The sequence below is a fragment of the Noviherbaspirillum denitrificans genome (assembly GCF_002211445.1).
Classification (GTDB): domain Bacteria; phylum Pseudomonadota; class Gammaproteobacteria; order Burkholderiales; family Burkholderiaceae_D; genus Noviherbaspirillum; species Noviherbaspirillum denitrificans.
The window spans coordinates 203,226-219,013 of sequence record NZ_LSTO01000001.1 but is presented as its reverse complement, the minus strand read 5'-3'; the positions used below and the strand labels follow the sequence as shown (position 1 = coordinate 219,013).

Annotated in this window: 19 protein-coding genes; 10 read left to right on the top strand and 9 right to left on the bottom strand. The window is 61.8% G+C overall.

Translation table 11 applies throughout. The features are described 5' to 3' along the window. The 3 genes from AYR66_RS01075 to AYR66_RS01065 form a co-directional block, all read left to right on the top strand. The coding region (locus tag AYR66_RS01075) for a histone H1-like DNA-binding protein (RefSeq protein WP_234814646.1) at positions 1–472 on the top strand (472 nt) is incomplete at its 5' end. Positions 473–568: 96 nt separating this feature from the next. Next, positions 569–1,111: a YggT family protein gene (locus AYR66_RS01070; RefSeq protein WP_088705967.1), complete on the top strand. Its 543-nt coding sequence runs from the start codon at positions 569–571 to the stop codon at positions 1,109–1,111. Beyond that, on the top strand, positions 1,108–1,416 hold the full coding sequence (locus AYR66_RS01065; RefSeq protein ID WP_088705966.1) for a DUF167 domain-containing protein: 309 nt from the start codon (positions 1,108–1,110) through the stop codon (positions 1,414–1,416). The genes AYR66_RS01070 and AYR66_RS01065 overlap by 4 nt, the downstream gene beginning before the upstream one ends. 17 nt (positions 1,417–1,433) lie before the next feature. Here AYR66_RS01065 and AYR66_RS01060 read toward each other — a convergent pair whose 3' ends face one another. The 9 genes from AYR66_RS01060 to AYR66_RS01020 all read right to left on the bottom strand — a co-directional run bounded on the left by AYR66_RS01060 (position 1,434) and on the right by AYR66_RS01020 (position 8,611). Beyond that, positions 1,434–1,874 carry a glycine zipper 2TM domain-containing protein gene (locus tag AYR66_RS01060; RefSeq protein ID WP_088705965.1) on the bottom strand — a complete coding sequence of 147 codons (441 nt, stop codon included), beginning with the start codon at positions 1,872–1,874 and terminating at the stop codon, positions 1,434–1,436. A 33-nt stretch (positions 1,875–1,907) separates the two neighbouring features. Next, positions 1,908–2,840 carry a carbohydrate kinase family protein gene (locus AYR66_RS01055; protein WP_088705964.1) on the bottom strand — a complete coding sequence of 311 codons (933 nt, stop codon included), beginning with the start codon at positions 2,838–2,840 and terminating at the stop codon, positions 1,908–1,910. 67 nt (positions 2,841–2,907) lie between these two features. Next, complete coding sequence (locus AYR66_RS01050) at positions 2,908–4,056, bottom strand: DUF3426 domain-containing protein (RefSeq protein ID WP_088705963.1); 1,149 nt, start codon at positions 4,054–4,056, stop codon at positions 2,908–2,910. A 3-nt stretch (positions 4,057–4,059) separates the two neighbouring features. Further along, the gene (gene prmA, locus AYR66_RS01045) at positions 4,060–4,959 is read right to left on the bottom strand and encodes a 50S ribosomal protein L11 methyltransferase (RefSeq protein ID WP_088705962.1); all 900 of its coding nucleotides are present in this window, start codon (positions 4,957–4,959) and stop codon (positions 4,060–4,062) included. Positions 4,960–4,972: 13 nt separating this feature from the next. Further along, positions 4,973–6,352: an acetyl-CoA carboxylase biotin carboxylase subunit gene (accC, locus tag AYR66_RS01040; RefSeq protein ID WP_088705961.1), complete on the bottom strand. Its 1,380-nt coding sequence runs from the start codon at positions 6,350–6,352 to the stop codon at positions 4,973–4,975. Positions 6,353–6,435: 83 nt separating this feature from the next. Continuing rightward, positions 6,436–6,906, bottom strand: coding sequence for an acetyl-CoA carboxylase biotin carboxyl carrier protein (gene accB, locus AYR66_RS01035; protein ID WP_088705960.1), 471 nt, complete (start codon positions 6,904–6,906; stop codon positions 6,436–6,438). A 78-nt stretch (positions 6,907–6,984) separates the two neighbouring features. Beyond that, positions 6,985–7,422: a type II 3-dehydroquinate dehydratase gene (gene aroQ, locus AYR66_RS01030; protein ID WP_088705959.1), complete on the bottom strand. Its 438-nt coding sequence runs from the start codon at positions 7,420–7,422 to the stop codon at positions 6,985–6,987. An 83-nt stretch (positions 7,423–7,505) separates the two neighbouring features. Continuing rightward, positions 7,506–8,027, bottom strand: coding sequence for a TlpA disulfide reductase family protein (locus AYR66_RS01025; RefSeq protein WP_088705958.1), 522 nt, complete (start codon positions 8,025–8,027; stop codon positions 7,506–7,508). After that, entirely contained in the window at positions 8,024–8,611 is a 588-nt protein-coding gene (locus tag AYR66_RS01020; RefSeq protein WP_234814645.1) for a hypothetical protein, read from the bottom strand. Before AYR66_RS01020 ends, AYR66_RS01025 begins: the two co-directional genes overlap by 4 nt. Before the next feature lie 168 nt (positions 8,612–8,779). On the opposite strand from AYR66_RS01020, the gene mpl reads away from it, so the two are divergent. From mpl to mtgA, 7 genes are all read left to right on the top strand, one after another. Then, positions 8,780–10,150, top strand: a complete 1,371-nt coding sequence (gene mpl / locus AYR66_RS01015; RefSeq protein WP_088705956.1) for a UDP-N-acetylmuramate:L-alanyl-gamma-D-glutamyl-meso-diaminopimelate ligase — start codon at positions 8,780–8,782, stop codon at positions 10,148–10,150. Then, positions 10,147–10,728, top strand: coding sequence for a YqiA/YcfP family alpha/beta fold hydrolase (locus AYR66_RS01010; protein ID WP_088705955.1), 582 nt, complete (start codon positions 10,147–10,149; stop codon positions 10,726–10,728). Before mpl ends, AYR66_RS01010 begins: the two co-directional genes overlap by 4 nt. 38 nt (positions 10,729–10,766) lie before the next feature. Further along, positions 10,767–11,327 (top strand): chorismate--pyruvate lyase family protein, encoded by a 561-nt coding sequence (locus AYR66_RS01005; protein WP_234814644.1) that lies wholly within the window; start codon positions 10,767–10,769, stop codon positions 11,325–11,327. Further along, positions 11,324–13,309, top strand: a complete 1,986-nt coding sequence (locus AYR66_RS01000; RefSeq protein ID WP_088705953.1) for a ribonuclease catalytic domain-containing protein — start codon at positions 11,324–11,326, stop codon at positions 13,307–13,309. The genes AYR66_RS01005 and AYR66_RS01000 overlap by 4 nt, the downstream gene beginning before the upstream one ends. Positions 13,310–13,376: 67 nt before the next feature. Beyond that, positions 13,377–14,270 carry a TonB C-terminal domain-containing protein gene (locus tag AYR66_RS00995; RefSeq protein WP_088705952.1) on the top strand — a complete coding sequence of 298 codons (894 nt, stop codon included), beginning with the start codon at positions 13,377–13,379 and terminating at the stop codon, positions 14,268–14,270. Then, positions 14,271–15,086 (top strand): shikimate dehydrogenase, encoded by an 816-nt coding sequence (gene aroE / locus AYR66_RS00990; RefSeq protein WP_088705951.1) that lies wholly within the window; start codon positions 14,271–14,273, stop codon positions 15,084–15,086. Further along, on the top strand, positions 15,086–15,781 hold the full coding sequence (gene mtgA / locus AYR66_RS00985; RefSeq protein WP_088705950.1) for a monofunctional biosynthetic peptidoglycan transglycosylase: 696 nt from the start codon (positions 15,086–15,088) through the stop codon (positions 15,779–15,781). The genes aroE and mtgA overlap by 1 nt, the downstream gene beginning before the upstream one ends. Positions 15,782–15,788: the final 7 nt, after the last annotated feature.

Below are 15,788 nucleotides of genomic sequence, written 5' to 3'. Positions count from 1 at the left end.
AGCAGCCAAGAAGCCGGTAGCAAAGAAGGCGGCAGCAGCCAAGAAGCCGGTAGCAAAGAAGGCAGTAGTAGCCAAGAAGCCGGTAGCAAAGAAGGCAGCAGCAGCGAAGAAGCCGGTAGCGAAGAAGGCAGCAGCAGCCAAGAAGCCGGTAGCGAAGAAGGCAGCAGCTCCCAAGAAGGCAGCAGCAGCGAAGAAGCCGGCAGCAAAGAAAGCCGCTGCTCCCAAGAAGGCTGCAGCGAAGAAGCCGGCAGCCAAGAAGGCCGCTGCGAAGCCTGCTGCGAAAAAAGCCGCTGCTCCCAAGAAGGCCGCCGCTCCCAAGAAGGCTGCAGCTCCGAAGAAGGCAGCCGCGCCCAAGAAGGCCGCTGCTCCCAAGAAGGCAGCTGCCAAGCCTGCCGCTGCAGCAGCCCCTGCTGTGAAGACTGTGCTGAACCCGGCAGCGGCCTGGCCGTTCCCGACCGGCACCCGTCCGTAATCCGAGCTTTGCTTGGACGCCTGATTAAGTTCAGGCAAAATGCCCGTGGTGTGGCTCCTGCCGCACGACGGGCTTTTTCATTTGGGAGATTGGATAGTGCTGAACAGCATCCTTACGTTGATTGTCGATACCGTCGCGGCCGTCTTGGGCGGCGTACTGCTCCTGCGTTTCTGGATGCAGGTGGTGCGGGTCCGGCCGCCGGCAGCACTTGGACAATTCACGTTCCAGCTGACTGACTGGCTGGTGCGCCCCTTGCGTCGCATCCTTCCCGGCGTCGGCGGTTATGACTGGGCCAGCCTGATCGCCGCCGGCCTGGTGATCCTCGCTGCTGTCGCGGTCAACCTCGCGGTGATGTCACGTTTCCAGCCGCAATTCCTGGTGCTGCTGTCGCTGCTGCGCTTCTTCGAGTGGGTGTTTTACGGCTTCATGGGCCTGCTGATCATCGAGGTCATCTTCAGCTGGGTGAATCCGCACGCGCCGCTGGCTCCCTTCATCCGCGCCCTCAATGAACCACTGCTGCGTCCTTTGCGCCGTGTCGTTCCGCTGATCGGCAACATCGACCTTTCGCCCCTCGTCCTCTTCATTCTGCTGCGCATCGGCCTGATGCTCGTGACCCAGATGGTCATGTCGCTGGCATGACGCGCGACTGGTGTTCGAGCACGCAGGGCGGCATCAGGATCTCGGTCCAGATCACGCCCAATGCGAAGAAGAGTGAAGTCATCGGCGTGCTCGATGACGCGCTGAAGATCCGGCTGCAGGCGCAGCCGATCGAGGGCAAGGCCAATGACGCGCTGGTCCGCTTCCTGGCGGACATGTTGTCCGTTCCAAAGAGCGCCGTCACGATTACCCACGGCCATACCAACAAGCGGAAGATGATTGAAGTGACTGCGCCCGGCATCACGATCGAGCGCGTGCGGAATGCATTGACGGGCGAGGGCGCCTGAAGCTCCCTTGCCATTAGCTAGTAGCGTGCGACTTTCGAGACGCCGTTCACGGTCGTCACGCGCACCGGATCGCCAATCTTGAAGGGTTCGCCCGGGTCCACCCGGTAGACCCGGGATTCACCGCTGTCCAGTTGCACTGTGAGTTCAGTCGAGGTGTTGACCTTGCCGGCTTCTTCCGCACGCTGCCCGGCCACCCCGCCAGCGATGGCACCACCAATCCCGGCTGCGGTACTGCCCGATCCGCTTCCGATCTTGCTGCCCGCAACACCGCCGATGATAGTGCCGATGAAGGAACCCACGCCAGAAGGACGGCCGCCGTGGACCGCGACGTCGCGTACCTGGGTTACGCGGCCGGTCTGCACCAGCGTGCTGCCTTCCGTCGTCATGATCGGTCCGGATGGAGTGGATGCGCATCCGGCGAGTACGACCGCCGCGAAGCAGGTTGAACGAATGCGCATGCAGCCTCCCGTCAAATGTCCCGCAAGGGGAAATCAGAAGCGGTAACCGAACGCCTTCTGGAAACGGTCTTCGATTTCCTGGCGGGTCGGCGTATGGTTCTGGCCGCCCTGGTGTGCGATCTTGATCGAACCCATCAGGCTGGCGAGTCGGCCGGTGGTCGCCCAGTCCATGCCATTGGTGATGCCGTACAGCAGGCCCGCGCGGAAAGCATCGCCGCAACCGGTCGGGTCGACCACCTTGTCAGCCGGTACGCAGGCGATGTCGATGCGCTGTCCGTCGGCAAAGATTTCCGCGCCCTGTTCGCCGCGCGTAACGATCAGCGCATTGACGCGCTTGGCGATCTGGTCGAGTGTCAGTCCGGTGCGTTCGGTCAAGAGTTCCGCTTCATAATCATTGACCGCCACGTAAGTGGCCAGTTCAATGAAGTGCTCCAGCTCTGCGCCGTTGAACATCGGCAAGCCCTGGCCCGGATCGAAGATGAAGGGGATGTTGAGGTCTACGCAGTCGACAGAATGCTGCAGCATCCCATCACGGCCGTCGGGCGCAACGATTGCGACTTTCACCGGGCCGGCGTCGGCAACCTTGTTATGGTGCGAGAAGGTCATCGCGCCCGGGTGGAAGGCGGTGATCTGGTTGCTGTTGGCGTCGGTCGTAATGAATGCTTGCGCGGTATACGCATTGTCGATCGTGCGCACGCAGCGCCGCGAAATCTGCAACCGGTCCAGGCGCGCCAGGTAGGAACCACCATCCTGGCCGATGGTCGCCATGATGAGCGGATCGCCCTCGAGCAGCTTCAGGTTGTAGGCGATATTCCCTGCGCAGCCGCCGAACTCGCGGCGCATTTCCGGCACCAAGAAGGCGACATTGATCTTGTGGAGCTGGTCCGCCAGCAAGGCTTCGGAAAAGCGCCCGCCGAACATCATGATGGAGTCGTACGCGAGCGAGCCGCAGATTAAGGAAGTCATGGTTACCTGCCTGAGAAAGTGGGTGGTTGGATTCCGGGCTGCGCCGGGCCTTCCTGCATATAGTGTATTACGGGTAAAACAGGTAAACGCGGTATCCCGATGCCTTGAGCTGCGCGAGCTCGAAATGGACCTTCACCGCCTGTTCAGACCGCGCGGTAAATCCTTTTCCGGCGTCTACGCTGTCCGCCAGGTATTCGCGCGGCTGGAAAACGCGGCGGGCGATCGGCTTTTCGTTATTATCGTTAAGGGTCAGCTCGATGTTCGGCCATGCCTGTGCGGTAGTGCCGTGATTGCGCAGCAGGACCGTCAGCGCAAAGGTATTGGATTCCGGCGCCAGTGTCTGCAGTTCGCTCGATTCGATCGATACCGCATCAATTTGTGCGGGCAGGCCGACCTGGCAGCCGAGACGCGCGCAGGCGTTTGCGAGGACAGGCTTGGCCGCGGGGAACCATGCGGCAAGTTGGTCGCGGAAGACGTAGGCCCCCTGAGCGAGCAATCCGATGAGCAGGAAAACGGAAGCGGCCGCCATGAACACGCGCAGCGCGCGGCCTATACGCTGCTTGCGCCGGCCTTGCTTGACGAAGCTCGGCTCTTCGTATTCGGCAGCTTCCGCCTGGTCAAGTGCGTCGCCCTCAGCTTCCGTGGCGTCATTCTGTTCGCGGCGCCACGGCTTGCTTTCGAGATCGTCGATTGCCTGTTCGATGGCATCGCTTTCTTCTGCCGGCGGGCCATCGGGTTGTGGATTCTCTTCAATCACCGGTTCGCGCCGTTCATGCGCAAAGTCCATGAGCGTCATGCGCAGCAAAGGATCGTCCTTGCGCGGCTCCGCGTCGACAGGCGTTTCGCCGAATTCTTCCTTGTCCGCTTCGGCGAGGGTGGTATCGGATGAGTCCGGGAAGGTGCTCGCCGGCGGCGTCTTCTTTGCCGGTTCCGGTTCGAGGTCTCCGAGATCGCCGAGGTCGAAGTCCACGCTGGGCGTGAGCTTCGTCTCAGCCGGCGGCGGCACCGGAGCCGGTTCCGGCGGAGCGGGTTGGGGAGGTGGTGGCGCGATGCGTCCGGTAGCCTGTTCCAGCTCTTCCGGACGGAGGAGGTTTTCGATGCCGTTGAAGATCTGCTTGCACGCGCCGCAGCGGACGAGCCCGGCGCGCAGCTTCAGCTGGTCATGCGCGACCCGGAATGTCGTATGGCAATGAGGACATTGGGTAGCGAGCGCCATCGGTCAGCGGGAACCGGCGAGGGCAACCCAGCCTTCACGCTCGGCCCACACCGACAACTTGATGAAAGGCGCATACGCGGCTGCGACTTCGTCAGCCTGGCGCGCGAGGATGCCCGACAGGACCAGGCGGCCGCCGGGCGCGACGCGCGACGACAGCATTGGCGCCATCAGTTTGAGCGGGCTGGAGAGGATGTTGGCAACCACGACGTCGTAGGTCTTCTGCTGTGCGGCGGCGGAGAACTCTTCCGGCAGATGATAGTCGATTTCGCAGTGATTGCGTTCGCTGTTGTAGCGCGCGGACTCGATCGCCTGCGGGTCGATGTCAACGCCGTGCACCTGGGCGCCACCAAGCTTTTTGGCCACCATCGCGAGGATGCCGGAGCCGCAGCCGTAGTCGAGCACGGACATGCCTTGCGGCGGATGCGCTTCGAGCCATTCCATGCACAGGCGCGTGGTCGGATGGCTGCCGGTGCCGAATGCGAGGCCGGGATCGAGTTCGAGGATGAGCGCCTCCGGATCAGGCGCATCGTGCCAGCTCGGCACGACCCAGATGTTCTTGCCGATGTGGATGGGTTCGAACTGCGATTGCGTCAGTCGTACCCAGTCCTGCTCGGCGACGGCGCGCAGGGAATACGGTGGCACGGGAATACCGCACTCCGTCGCTGCCGCGGCAACGAGGGCGGCGAAATCGTCGCTCTCGTCCGCCAGGGCCACGACGCGGCTGTGGTCCCACGCAGTTTCCGTCGGCTCCATGCCCGGCTCGCCGAACATGGGTTTCTCTGCGTCCGTTCCTTCGTCGGCGTCTTCAACCGAAACCGACAACGCGCCGGCTTCCATCAACGCATCGGACAGGGCCTCGGCGTGGTCGCGCGCAACTTCGATGACGATTTCGGTCCAGCTCATGGTAATGCCTTCTTTACTTCGGGGACTTGCCGTTGCCCTTCGGCAGGTCGGGCTTGTCCGCCAGTTTTTGCTCGAGATAATGGATGTTGGTGCCGCCTTCGATGAAGCGTGCGTCCACCATCAGTTCACGATGCAGGGGAATGTTGGTCAGGATGCCTTCGACCACCATTTCGGACAGTGCGATCTGCATGCGGCGAATCGCCTGTTCGCGCGTAGCGCCGTAGGAAATCACCTTGCCGACCATGGAGTCGTAGGTCGGCGGCACGAAGTAGCCGGCGTAAGCGTGCGAATCGACACGGATGCCAGGACCGCCCGGTGCGTGCCAGGCGACGATGCGGCCCGGTGACGGCGTGAACTTGAACGGGTCTTCGGCATTGATGCGGCACTCGATTGCGTGGCCGGACAGTTCGATGTCGCGCTGGCGGAAGCGCAGCTTCTCGCCGGCCGCGACGCGGATCTGTTCCTGCACCAGGTCGACGCCGGTGATCATTTCGGTGACCGGGTGTTCCACCTGGATACGGGTGTTCATCTCGATGAAGTAGAACTCGCCGTTTTCGTACAGGAATTCGAAGGTACCCGCACCGCGGTAGCCGATCTTGCGGCAGGCTTCGGCGCAGCGGTCGCCGATGCGTTCGATCAGCTTGCGCGGAATGCCGGGCGCCGGCGCTTCCTCGATCACTTTCTGGTGGCGGCGCTGCATCGAGCAGTCGCGCTCGCCCAGCCAGACGGCGTTCTTGAATTCATCCGCGAGCACCTGGATTTCCACGTGGCGCGGATTCTCCAGGTACTTCTCCATATAGACTTCCGGGTTGCCGAAGGCGGCGCCGGCTTCCGACTTGGTCATGGTGACCGCATTGAGCAGTGCGGCTTCGGTGTGCACGACGCGCATGCCTCGACCGCCGCCGCCGCCAGCCGCCTTGATGATGACCGGGTAGCCAATCTTGCGGGCGATGCGGATGATTTCCTTCGGGTCTTCCGGCAGCGCGCCGTCGGAGCCGGGCACGCAGGGGACGCCGGCCTTGATCATCGCCTGCTTGGCCGACACCTTGTCGCCCATCATGCGGATCGATTCGGGGCGCGGGCCGATGAAGACGAAGCCGGACTTCTCGACGCGCTCGGCGAAGTCGGCGTTTTCGGACAGGAAGCCGTAGCCGGGGTGGATCGCTTCAGCGTCGGTCACTTCGGCCGCGCTGATGATCGCGGGCATATTCAGGTAGCTCAGCGACGACGGAGCAGGGCCGATGCAGACCGACTCGTCGGCGAGCTTCACATACTTGGCTTCGCGGTCGGCTTCGGAATGGACGACGACGGTCTTGATGCCCATTTCACGGCACGCGCGCTGAATACGAAGCGCGATTTCGCCGCGGTTGGCAATGAGGATTTTTTCGAACATGGCGGGGATGGCGTGTCTGTATCTTCTTGGGAGTTATTCGGGGACGCGGCGCGCTATATATATAGAGGCCGCATGCACACCACTTAACCGATCACAAACAGCGGCTGGCCGAACTCGACGGGCTGGCCGTTCTCCACCAGGATTTGCTTGATCACACCGGAGGCATCGGCGTCGATTTCGTTCAGCAGCTTCATGGCCTCGATGATGCACAGGGTATCGCCTTCCTTCACGGTGGCGCCCACTTCGACGAACGGGGGATTGCCCGGCGCGGATGCGCGGTAGAAGGTGCCGACCATCGGCGATTTGACGATGTGGCCTTCCGGTTCGGCGGGAGCAGCGGCGACAGGCGTAGCGGCCGGCGCAGCAACGGGGGCGGCAACCGGTGCACCCACGGTATGCGGCATGGATTGCGGCTGCATCATCACGACCTGGTTTTGCGGGGCACCCGAGGATTTGACGATACGGACTTTGCTTTCGCCTTCGGTAACTTCCAGTTCGGCGATGTCTGATTCGGCGACGAGGTCGATCAGCGTCTTGAGTTTTCGTAGATCCATATGGAATTCCTCAGTTTATGGTCTTATTACAATTGCAATCCCAGCGATTATATGTGGATTGCGGCGAGATAATGAAAATTACAGCTTTTTGAGCGCGAACTCGATCGCAGCCCGGTATCCGTCGACACCGAGGCCGCAAATTACGCCGACGGCGATTCCCGACAGATAGGAGTGGTGCCGGAATTCTTCGCGCTTGTGGATGTTGGAGATATGTACTTCGACAAACGGGATGGCGACGCCTGCCAAGGCGTCGCGCAGGGCGACGCTGGTATGGGTCAGGCCGCCGGGGTTGATGACGATCGCGTCCACGCCCTCGTGACGGGCCGCCTGGATACGGTCGATCAGTGCGCCTTCATGGTTGCTCTGGAAGCAGGCGATAGCCGCACTGGCCGCCGCCGCTTGTGCGGTTGCAGCCTGTTCGACATCGGCCAGCGTGGTCGAGCCATAGACCTCCGGTTCACGTGTGCCCAGCAGGTTCAGGTTCGGGCCATTGACCAGAAGAATTTTTTTTGCCATGGAGTTGCGACTCCGTTTGACGAGGATGCCCGCATTTTGCCGTCAAATGATGCTGACTGGCAAGGGGAAAGATGGTTTAACGGCTACAAGCTCGTAAGAGTTTTCCGCAGTTCGTCCATTTTCAGTCGCCCAAGATAGGTCTTCCTGACCTGCCCGTCCCGTCCGATAATGACCGTAAAGGGAAGCCCGCCGCCCTGGTTGCCCAGTTGGCGTGACAACTCGCTACCGTTGATTCCACCGACGTAAAGCGGATAATTGATACTGTATTTCTTTGCGAAATCGACGATATTCGCAGCAGAATCAATGCCAATGCCGAGAATCTGGATTTTTTGCGCAGAAAGCTCTCGTTGCAAATTTGATAGCTCCGGCATTTCATCGACACAGGGGGCACACCAGGTCGCCCAGAAATTGACGATCAGTACCTGGTCTTTCCACTGACCGAGGGCCTGCTCCTGTCCGTTGGCATCTTTCATCGTTTGCGACAGAAACGTACTGACAGCAGAAGATTCCGCCGGTGCAGGGGAAAGCCGCTGTATGGCGAAAAAAATCCCGAAAACGGCGAAGAGGATGGCAACCCCGCCGAAAATAAGCACATTTTTCTTCATTTTTGCTCTGAATCAGCAATCAAGGCACGCACAGTTTCCACATTGGCCCGCGCGAGTCGTCCGTCCGGTCCGGCTTTGACCGCCCCGCGCACGTCGTCCGTTTCATAAAGTGCAAGATGCACACCTTCGTTGTGCCACATGAAACTGACCGTCTCGACCGGCTCGCTACGGCCGTTGAAATGACTGGTTTCGGATACCTCGAAATCAACATTCTTGTTAAGAAGGAAAATCTCGACATCCTTCGCGCTCTCCGGAAAGAGCTGGAGATGGATATCCGAGTGCTCTCCCGCTGTCCCATTCAGCACGGCGCCGGTCAGGTAGGGGGAAAACCTTGCAAGGTCATCCATCAGCCTGACCGCCAGCCTGCGCAGGTGCAGAAGACGGGCCGGCTGGGTGTCGGCAAGGAAGATGTCATTATAGATACGTACTTCTTCTTCGATCTGGGCGTTATCCGGCATGATTTCGCCGCGCACCTTGGTATTGCCGAGCACCTGTTTCGCCGCTTTCTTCTTGGCGGTCGCATAGTCGGCGCCGTCCTCGGCGATCATGCGGGCGGCTGCGGCGGCAATTTCCGCGCGCAGCATCTCGGTATTGGTGGTGAAATTGCTCATGGGACTGGATCATACTCCGTAAGGCAGCAGACCGCCGGTCGGGTAAAATTGCGGGTTCTGCGGAATTTGGCGGCCAGCATGGTGTTTGACCTCTTGCGGCCGGATTCAGTCAGGGTTTTTTATTCTTTTTGAAACGTCACAATGCACATCCATATTCTGGGCATCTGCGGCACCTTCATGGGCGGCCTGGCGGTGCTGGCAAAGGAAGCAGGGCACAAGGTCACCGGCTGCGACGCCAATGTCTACCCGCCGATGAGCACGCAGCTGCAGGCGCAGGGCATCGAACTGACCGAGGGTTTCGGGCCGGAGCAGATCGACCTGAAGCCCGACCTCTTCGTGATCGGCAATGTCGTCTCGCGCGGCAATCCGCTGATGGAAGAAATCCTGAACCGCGGCCTGCCTTATGTGTCGGGCCCGCAGTGGATCGGTGAGCACATCCTGCGCAACAAATGGGTGCTGGCTGTCGCCGGTACGCATGGCAAGACGACCACATCGTCGATGCTGGCCTGGATACTGGAAGACGCCGGCTACGATCCCGGCTTCCTGATCGGCGGTGTGCCGATGAACTTCGGTATTTCCGCGCGCCTTGCGGGCAAGGCTGACGATTCCAACTTCTTTGTGATCGAGGCTGACGAGTACGACACGGCGTTTTTCGACAAACGCAGCAAGTTCGTCCATTACCGTCCCAGGACCGCGATCCTGAACAACCTGGAGTACGACCACGCGGACATCTTCCCGGACCTCGGTGCGATTGAAACCCAGTTCCACCACCTCGTCCGCACTGTCCCCAAGGTCGGCCGCCTGGTCGTCAATGCGCGTGAAGAATCGCTCAAGCGCGTGATCGCGCGCGGCTGCTGGAGCGAGACCGAATGGTTCGGCGGCGACGGCGGCTGGGCTCTGAAAGTGCATGAGGACGGCAGTTTCGACGTGCGCATGAACGGCGAAGTGCAAGGCACGGTGCAGTGGGCCCTGACGGGCGAACACAACCGCCTCAATGCGCTGGCATCGATCGCCGCGGCGCGCCACGTCGGCGTCCCGCCGGCGCTTGCGATCGAAGCCTTGTCGCGTTTCGAGAACGTGAAGCGCCGGATGGAAGTGCGCGGCGTGGTTAACAATATTACGGTGTACGACGACTTTGCCCACCACCCGACCGCGATCGCGACGACGGTGGAAGGCCTGCGCCGGAAGATCGGTGGCGCCCGCATCCTTGCCGTGCTCGAGCCGCGTTCCAACACGATGAAGCTCGGCACCATGAAGGAAGCGCTGCCGGGCAGCTTGACCGATGCCGACCTGGTGTTCGGCTACGGCGCGAAGGCGGGCAAGGATGCACTCGGCTGGAATCTGGGCGAAGCCCTGGCGCCGCTCGGTGCGAAGGCGGGCGCTTACGATGATCTGCCAACGCTGGTGCAGGCGATCGTGAAGGCCGCGCAACCTGGCGACCATGTACTGGTCATGAGCAATGGCGGATTCGGCGGCGTCCACCAGAAGATCCTGGACGCGCTTTCGCAATGATTCTTTATCTGCACGGGTTTCGTTCGTCGCCGGCGTCGTTCAAGGCGCGGCTGATCGGCGAGAAGATGGTGGCGCTCGGCCGCGGCGGCGAATACCGCTGCCCGCAATTGCCGGCGTCGCCGCGCGAAGCCATGGCGCTGGCGGAAGCGCTGGTGGCACCGGATCCGGCGAATGTGACGCTGGTCGGTTCCTCGCTGGGCGGTTACTACGCGACCTGGCTGGCCGAAAAATTCGGCTGCCGAGCGGTGCTGCTGAATCCGGCGGTGAAGCCCCCGCGCGACCTGGAAAAATACGTCGGCGTGACGACCGCCTACCACTCGGACGCACCTTTCGAGTTCAAGCGGGAATACATCGACGAGCTGAAAGCGCTGGCAGTGGAGCGCATCACGCGCCCGGAGCGCTATTTACTGATGGCGGCCACCGGCGACGAAGTGCTCGACTGGCGCGAAATGACCGCGCATTACCCTGGCGCGCGCCAGCATATTATTGAAGGCAGCGACCACGGCATTTCCGAGTTCGCGCAGTACCTGGATGAGGTGCTCGCCTTCTGCGGTATTGATGCCGGAGGGCGCGCGTGAGGGCTTGTGCGGTAGGACACGCGCGGTGGGTCTGGCATGTGAACGGCGTCACCCCGACGCGGGAAATGCGCGGCTGGCTGACCGACAGGATGTCGCTGACAAAGAAGCTGACGGCGCGCAGTAAGCACTTCCGGGTGCACCGCCTGCGCCAGGAGCGTGGAATGTGCCTGACAGACGAGTCAGACATTGTCGGACTGCCGCGCCGCTGCCACGTGCAGGAGCGCGAAGTGCTGCTGGAATGCGACGGCCGTCCAATGGTCTATGCGCACACCATCGTGCCCCTGAGCGCCACCGCCTCCGACTGGCCGTTTTTCGGCACGCTTGGCGAACGCTCGCTCGGGACGACGCTATTCGGCGACCCGCGCGTGGTGCGCGGACATATGCAGTACGCGCGGCTGCGCCCCCAGCATCCGCTGGTCGAGCGTGCCAGGGCCGCGCTCGGCAACATGGAATTTGCCGCGCCGGTATTCGCACGGCGCTGCTTGTACCGCCGCAGGAACGGCATGCTGCTCGTGACTGAATTGTTCCTGCCTGCGATCACGGAGCTCGACGGCCCGCGCAAGCAACTTACTCTAGCTGACAGGCTTTGCAATCGATGAATTTATTTTTTGAGGAATCCGGCGACTTCAAGGCCGGCACCGTGCTCTCCCAGCAAGGCGAGGCTTACCAGGTCGAACTGCAGACCGGCAAGCGCACCAAGGTGAAGGCGCGAGACATCCTGTTCCAGTTTGCCTCCCCCGATCCGGCGCAGTTGCTCAGTGACGCCAAAGCGGTTGCCGAAGACGTGGACCTTGATTTCCTGTGGGAAGTCGCAGGTCAGGAAGAGTTCGGCTATGCCGACCTCGGCAACGAATATTTCGGCCACGAGCCGAAGCCCCATGAAGCGGCCGGCCTGCTGCTGAGACTGCACAGCTCCCCAATCTACTTTTACAAGAAAGGGAAGGGACGCTACAAGGCTGCACCGGAGGCGTCCCTGAAGGCGGCGCTCGCAGGCATCGAAAAGAAGAAGCAGCAGGCGGTCATCCAGGCGCAGTATGTGGAGCAGCTGAAGGCGCAGCAGCTTCCCGATGCCTTTAAGCCCATCGTGCTGCAGCTGCTGTTCAAGCCCGACAAGAACAGCATTGAGTACAAGGCGCTGGAAGAAGCCAGCGCGGCCATGCAGATGACGCCGCAGCGCCTCTTGCTGGCGACCGGTGGCATTGCTTCGCCCAAGCAGCTGCACCTGTCGAAGTTCCTTTTCGAGTCTTTTCCGAAGGGCACGCGCTTCCCGGCCATCACCGTTCCGGACGTGCAATCGCTTCCCGTTGCCGAGGTGCAGGCATTCTCGATCGACGACGTGACGACGACCGAAATCGACGACGCGTTTTCCATCGTACGCCAGCCTGACGGCCAGGTTCGCGTGGGTATCCATATCGCCGCTCCCGGCCTCGGCATCAAGCGTAACGACGCGCTCGACGCGATTGCCCGCCAGCGCCTGTCGACGGTCTACATGCCCGGCGACAAGATCACCATGCTGCCGGACGAGTTGGTGGAAGCCTTCACGCTCGCAGAGGGACGGACCTGCCCCGCGCTGTCGCTGTACGCCACGCTCGATCCGTCCGACTGGTCGGTGGTGTCGACCGAGACCCGCGCCGAGGCAGTGCCCATCGCGGCCAACCTGCGCCACAACGACCTCGACGATGTGGTGACCGAGGAAAACCTGGCCGCTGGAGCCGGCGACTATGCGCACAAGGCGGATATCGAACTGCTTTGGCAATGGGCGCAGGTGCTCGAAAAGGCACGCATGGTCAAGCGCGAGAGTTTCGGCCTGAAGCCGGAGCAGGCCAACCGCGTCGACTTCAACTTCTACGTCGAAAATGACGTCGTTTCCATCGTCCGCCGCAAGCGTGGCGCGCCGCTGGACAAGATCGTCGCCGAACTGATGATCTTCGCCAACAGCACCTGGGGCAAGCTGATGCACGACCACGGCGTGCCTGGTATCTACCGCGCGCAGGGCGGCGGCGGAGGCGGCTGGGCCGCGAAGATGCAGGTGCGCATGGTGACCCACGCGGCACCTCACCAAGGGCTGGGCGTCGATCAGTACGCATGGAGCACCTCGCCGTTGCGCCGCTACACCGACCTCGTCAACCAGTGGCAGATCCTCGCCTGCGCCGAGCACGGTGTGACGGCACCGCTGGTCGCACCCTTCAAGCCGAAGGATGCCGACCTGTTCGCCATCGTGTCGGCATTCGATGCCGCGTATGCCGCCTATGCCGACTTCCAGTCCGGCATGGAGCGCTACTGGTGCCTGCGCTGGCTTGCCCAGGAAAATGCGAAGCATGTGAATGCCGTCGTGCTCAAGGACGAAGTGCTGCGCCTGGTAGACATTCCGCTCATCATCCGCTTGCCGGGCATGCCGCAAGTCGCGCGCGGAACCCAGGTCAAGCTTGACCTGATCCGCTGGGACGAGGTCGACCTGACAGTGGAGGCGCGCCTGATCGAAGTGACAACGGCGTCTGCGGAAACCGACGCCGTCACGATCGAAGATGACGAAATTGCCATTGCCGAAACCGAGGCCAATGCGGAATCGGTACAAGAATGAAAACTAAGCCGATTTGCGGCAGGCTTTATCGTAAAATCCAAGGCGTTCGCAACCGACGGTCCCTGTAATGCTCCTCTTCGAAAACCGCACGTTGTCCATCGCTGTCGCGGCGTCGGTCCTCTTGCATGGCGCGATGCTGGCAGTGCGGTTCGCGCCGCCGGATGCCTTCCAGTTCAAGCCCCTCGATCCGGGCCTGGAAGTCATCCTCGTCAATGCCAAGCATGACCGCAAGCCGATGAAGGCCGAGGCGCTGGCGCAGGCCAACCTCGACGGCGGCGGCAATGCCGAATCGGGTCGCTCGAAGTCTCCGCTGCCCGACATGCGCCGCACCGAAGACGGCGAGGGCATGAAGGCGATCCAGCGCCGCATCGACGAACTCGAGCGGCAGCAGCGCATGCTCACCCACCTCAACAAGAAGTCGCCGCACGCCACTCCGCCGGTCAAGGAACAGGTCAAGCCGAAGGACGCACCGACACAGGCCGACATGGGAGACGCGCTCGAAAATGCGCGCGAAATCCTGCGCCGCGAAGCCGAGATTTCCAAACGCATCGAAGACGAAAACAAGCGTCCCAAGAAGACCTTCATCTCGCCGAGCACGCGCGAGGTCGGCTATGCGATGTACTTCGACAGCGTGCGCCGGAAAATCGAAAACCAGGGCACGCTCAACTTTCCGCAAAAGGACGGCAAGAAGCTCTACGGCGAGCTGACCATGTCGATCTCGATCTTCCAGGACGGGAATATCTACACCAGGGACAAGGACGACGGCATCGTGATCGAGCGGTCTTCCGGAAACACCGCGCTGGATGAAGCAGCCCGCCGCATCGTGCGCCGCGCTGCGCCGTTCGGCGCCTTCGACAAGAAAATGCGCTCTTCCGACCGTGATGATGTGTGGGTGATGACTACCCGCTTCAAGTTCACGCGCGACGATGGCGTGGAAACCGTGCTCCAGGGAGGAGGCTGATTGAATACCGCACCGGACCGTTACGTCGTCATCGGCAATCCGATCGCACACAGCAAGTCGCCCGAGATTCACGCGCGCTTCGCGGCGCAGACCGGACAGCGGCTGGTGTACGACCGGCTGCTGGCGCCGGTGGATGGTTTCAGCCAAGCCGTGCGCGATTTCATCCGTGAGGGCGGGAAGGGCGCCAACGTAACGGTACCGTTCAAGCTCGATGCACACGCGCTCGCCACCGAACTGACGCCGCGCGCGAAAGCGGCCGGCGCCGTCAACACGCTGAAATTCGATGCGGACGCCATCCTCGGTGATAACACCGACGGCGTTGGCATGGTCACCGATATCGTCACCAATGCAGGTGTCGCCATGCGCGGAAAGCGGGTCCTCCTACTCGGTGCGGGAGGGGCTGCGCGTGGCGTGATTCTTCCGATCCTCGATGAACAACCTTCGGAACTGGTCATCGCCAACCGCACTGAATCCAAGGCGGCCGAACTGGCATCGCTCTTTGCCGGCCATGGCGATATTGCTGCGAGCAACTTCGAAATGCTGCAAGGGCAGTTTGATATCGTCATCAACGCCACGTCGGCCAGCCTGGCGGACGACCTGCCTCCGATTCCGGCATCCACGATCGGCGCCTTCGCCTACGACATGATGTACGGCAAGGAGCCCACCGTCTTCATGCATTTCGCCTCCACGCATGGCGCGGCGGTGCGTGACGGCCTCGGCATGCTGGTCGAACAGGCGGCCGAAGCCTTCTTCGTCTGGCGCGGCGTCCGCCCGGATACGGCACCTGTGTACGCGGAATTGCGCGCCGCGCTCTGATGAAATTCCTGCGCAAGTTATTGCTCTGGCTTGTGCTCGCTCCGGTCGCCGTCATCCTGGCGATGCAGCTTTACTTTGCCGCCCAGATCTGGTGGTGGATCGACCACAATCCGGGGTCGACCAGCTTCATGGACCGGCAGCTTTCCATCCTCCGTGAAAAGGACCCGAACGCACGGCTCCAGCACAAGTGGGTGCCGTACAGCCGGATTTCCGGCCACCTGAAGCGCGCCATCATCGCTGCCGAAGATTCCAATTTCTCCGAGCACGAGGGCATCGATTGGGACGCGATGCAGAAGGCCTACGAAAAGAACCTGAAGAAAGGCAAGGTGGTCGCCGGCGGTTCGACCATCACCCAGCAGCTCGCCAAGAACCTCTTCCTGTCCGGTGAGCGCAGCTACCTGCGCAAGGGCCAGGAAATCGTGATCACGTATATGCTCGAATACATGATGGACAAGGAGCGCATCTTCGAGATCTACCTGAACGTGGTCGAGTGGGGTGTCGGCGTGTTCGGCGCCGAGGCGGCGGCGCAGCACTACTACGGCCTATCTGCCGCCCAGCTCTCGCCCGCACAGGCCGCCCGGCTTGCGGTGATGCTGCCGCGTCCGCGCTTTTACGACAAGAATCGCGGCTCCGCCTATCTTGGGCGCCGCACAGAGCTGATCCTTCGCCGCATGGGCGCGGCCGAACTGCCGTAACAAACAA

Excerpts from the sequence above, each read along its gene's own strand:
- AYR66_RS00995 (WP_088705952.1), top strand. The coding sequence starts at position 13,377 with ATGCTCCTCTTCGAAAACCGCACGTTGTCCATCGCTGTCGCGGCGTCG.
- accB (WP_088705960.1), bottom strand. The coding sequence starts at position 6,906 with ATGGATCTACGAAAACTCAAGACGCTGATCGACCTCGTCGCCGAATCA.
- AYR66_RS01055 (WP_088705964.1), bottom strand. The coding sequence starts at position 2,840 with ATGACTTCCTTAATCTGCGGCTCGCTCGCGTACGACTCCATCATGATG.
- AYR66_RS01025 (WP_088705958.1), bottom strand. The coding sequence starts at position 8,027 with ATGAAGAAAAATGTGCTTATTTTCGGCGGGGTTGCCATCCTCTTCGCC.
- AYR66_RS01050 (WP_088705963.1), bottom strand. The coding sequence starts at position 4,056 with ATGGCGCTCGCTACCCAATGTCCTCATTGCCATACGACATTCCGGGTC.
- mtgA (WP_088705950.1), top strand. The coding sequence starts at position 15,086 with ATGAAATTCCTGCGCAAGTTATTGCTCTGGCTTGTGCTCGCTCCGGTC.
- AYR66_RS01065 (WP_088705966.1), top strand. The coding sequence starts at position 1,108 with ATGACGCGCGACTGGTGTTCGAGCACGCAGGGCGGCATCAGGATCTCG.
- AYR66_RS01060 (WP_088705965.1), bottom strand. The coding sequence starts at position 1,874 with ATGCGCATTCGTTCAACCTGCTTCGCGGCGGTCGTACTCGCCGGATGC.
- aroQ (WP_088705959.1), bottom strand. The coding sequence starts at position 7,422 with ATGGCAAAAAAAATTCTTCTGGTCAATGGCCCGAACCTGAACCTGCTG.
- AYR66_RS01010 (WP_088705955.1), top strand. The coding sequence starts at position 10,147 with ATGATTCTTTATCTGCACGGGTTTCGTTCGTCGCCGGCGTCGTTCAAG.
- AYR66_RS01020 (WP_234814645.1), bottom strand. The coding sequence starts at position 8,611 with ATGCTGCGCGCGGAAATTGCCGCCGCAGCCGCCCGCATGATCGCCGAG.
- mpl (WP_088705956.1), top strand. The coding sequence starts at position 8,780 with ATGCACATCCATATTCTGGGCATCTGCGGCACCTTCATGGGCGGCCTG.
- prmA (WP_088705962.1), bottom strand. The coding sequence starts at position 4,959 with ATGAGCTGGACCGAAATCGTCATCGAAGTTGCGCGCGACCACGCCGAG.
- accC (WP_088705961.1), bottom strand. The coding sequence starts at position 6,352 with ATGTTCGAAAAAATCCTCATTGCCAACCGCGGCGAAATCGCGCTTCGT.
- AYR66_RS01000 (WP_088705953.1), top strand. The coding sequence starts at position 11,324 with ATGAATTTATTTTTTGAGGAATCCGGCGACTTCAAGGCCGGCACCGTG.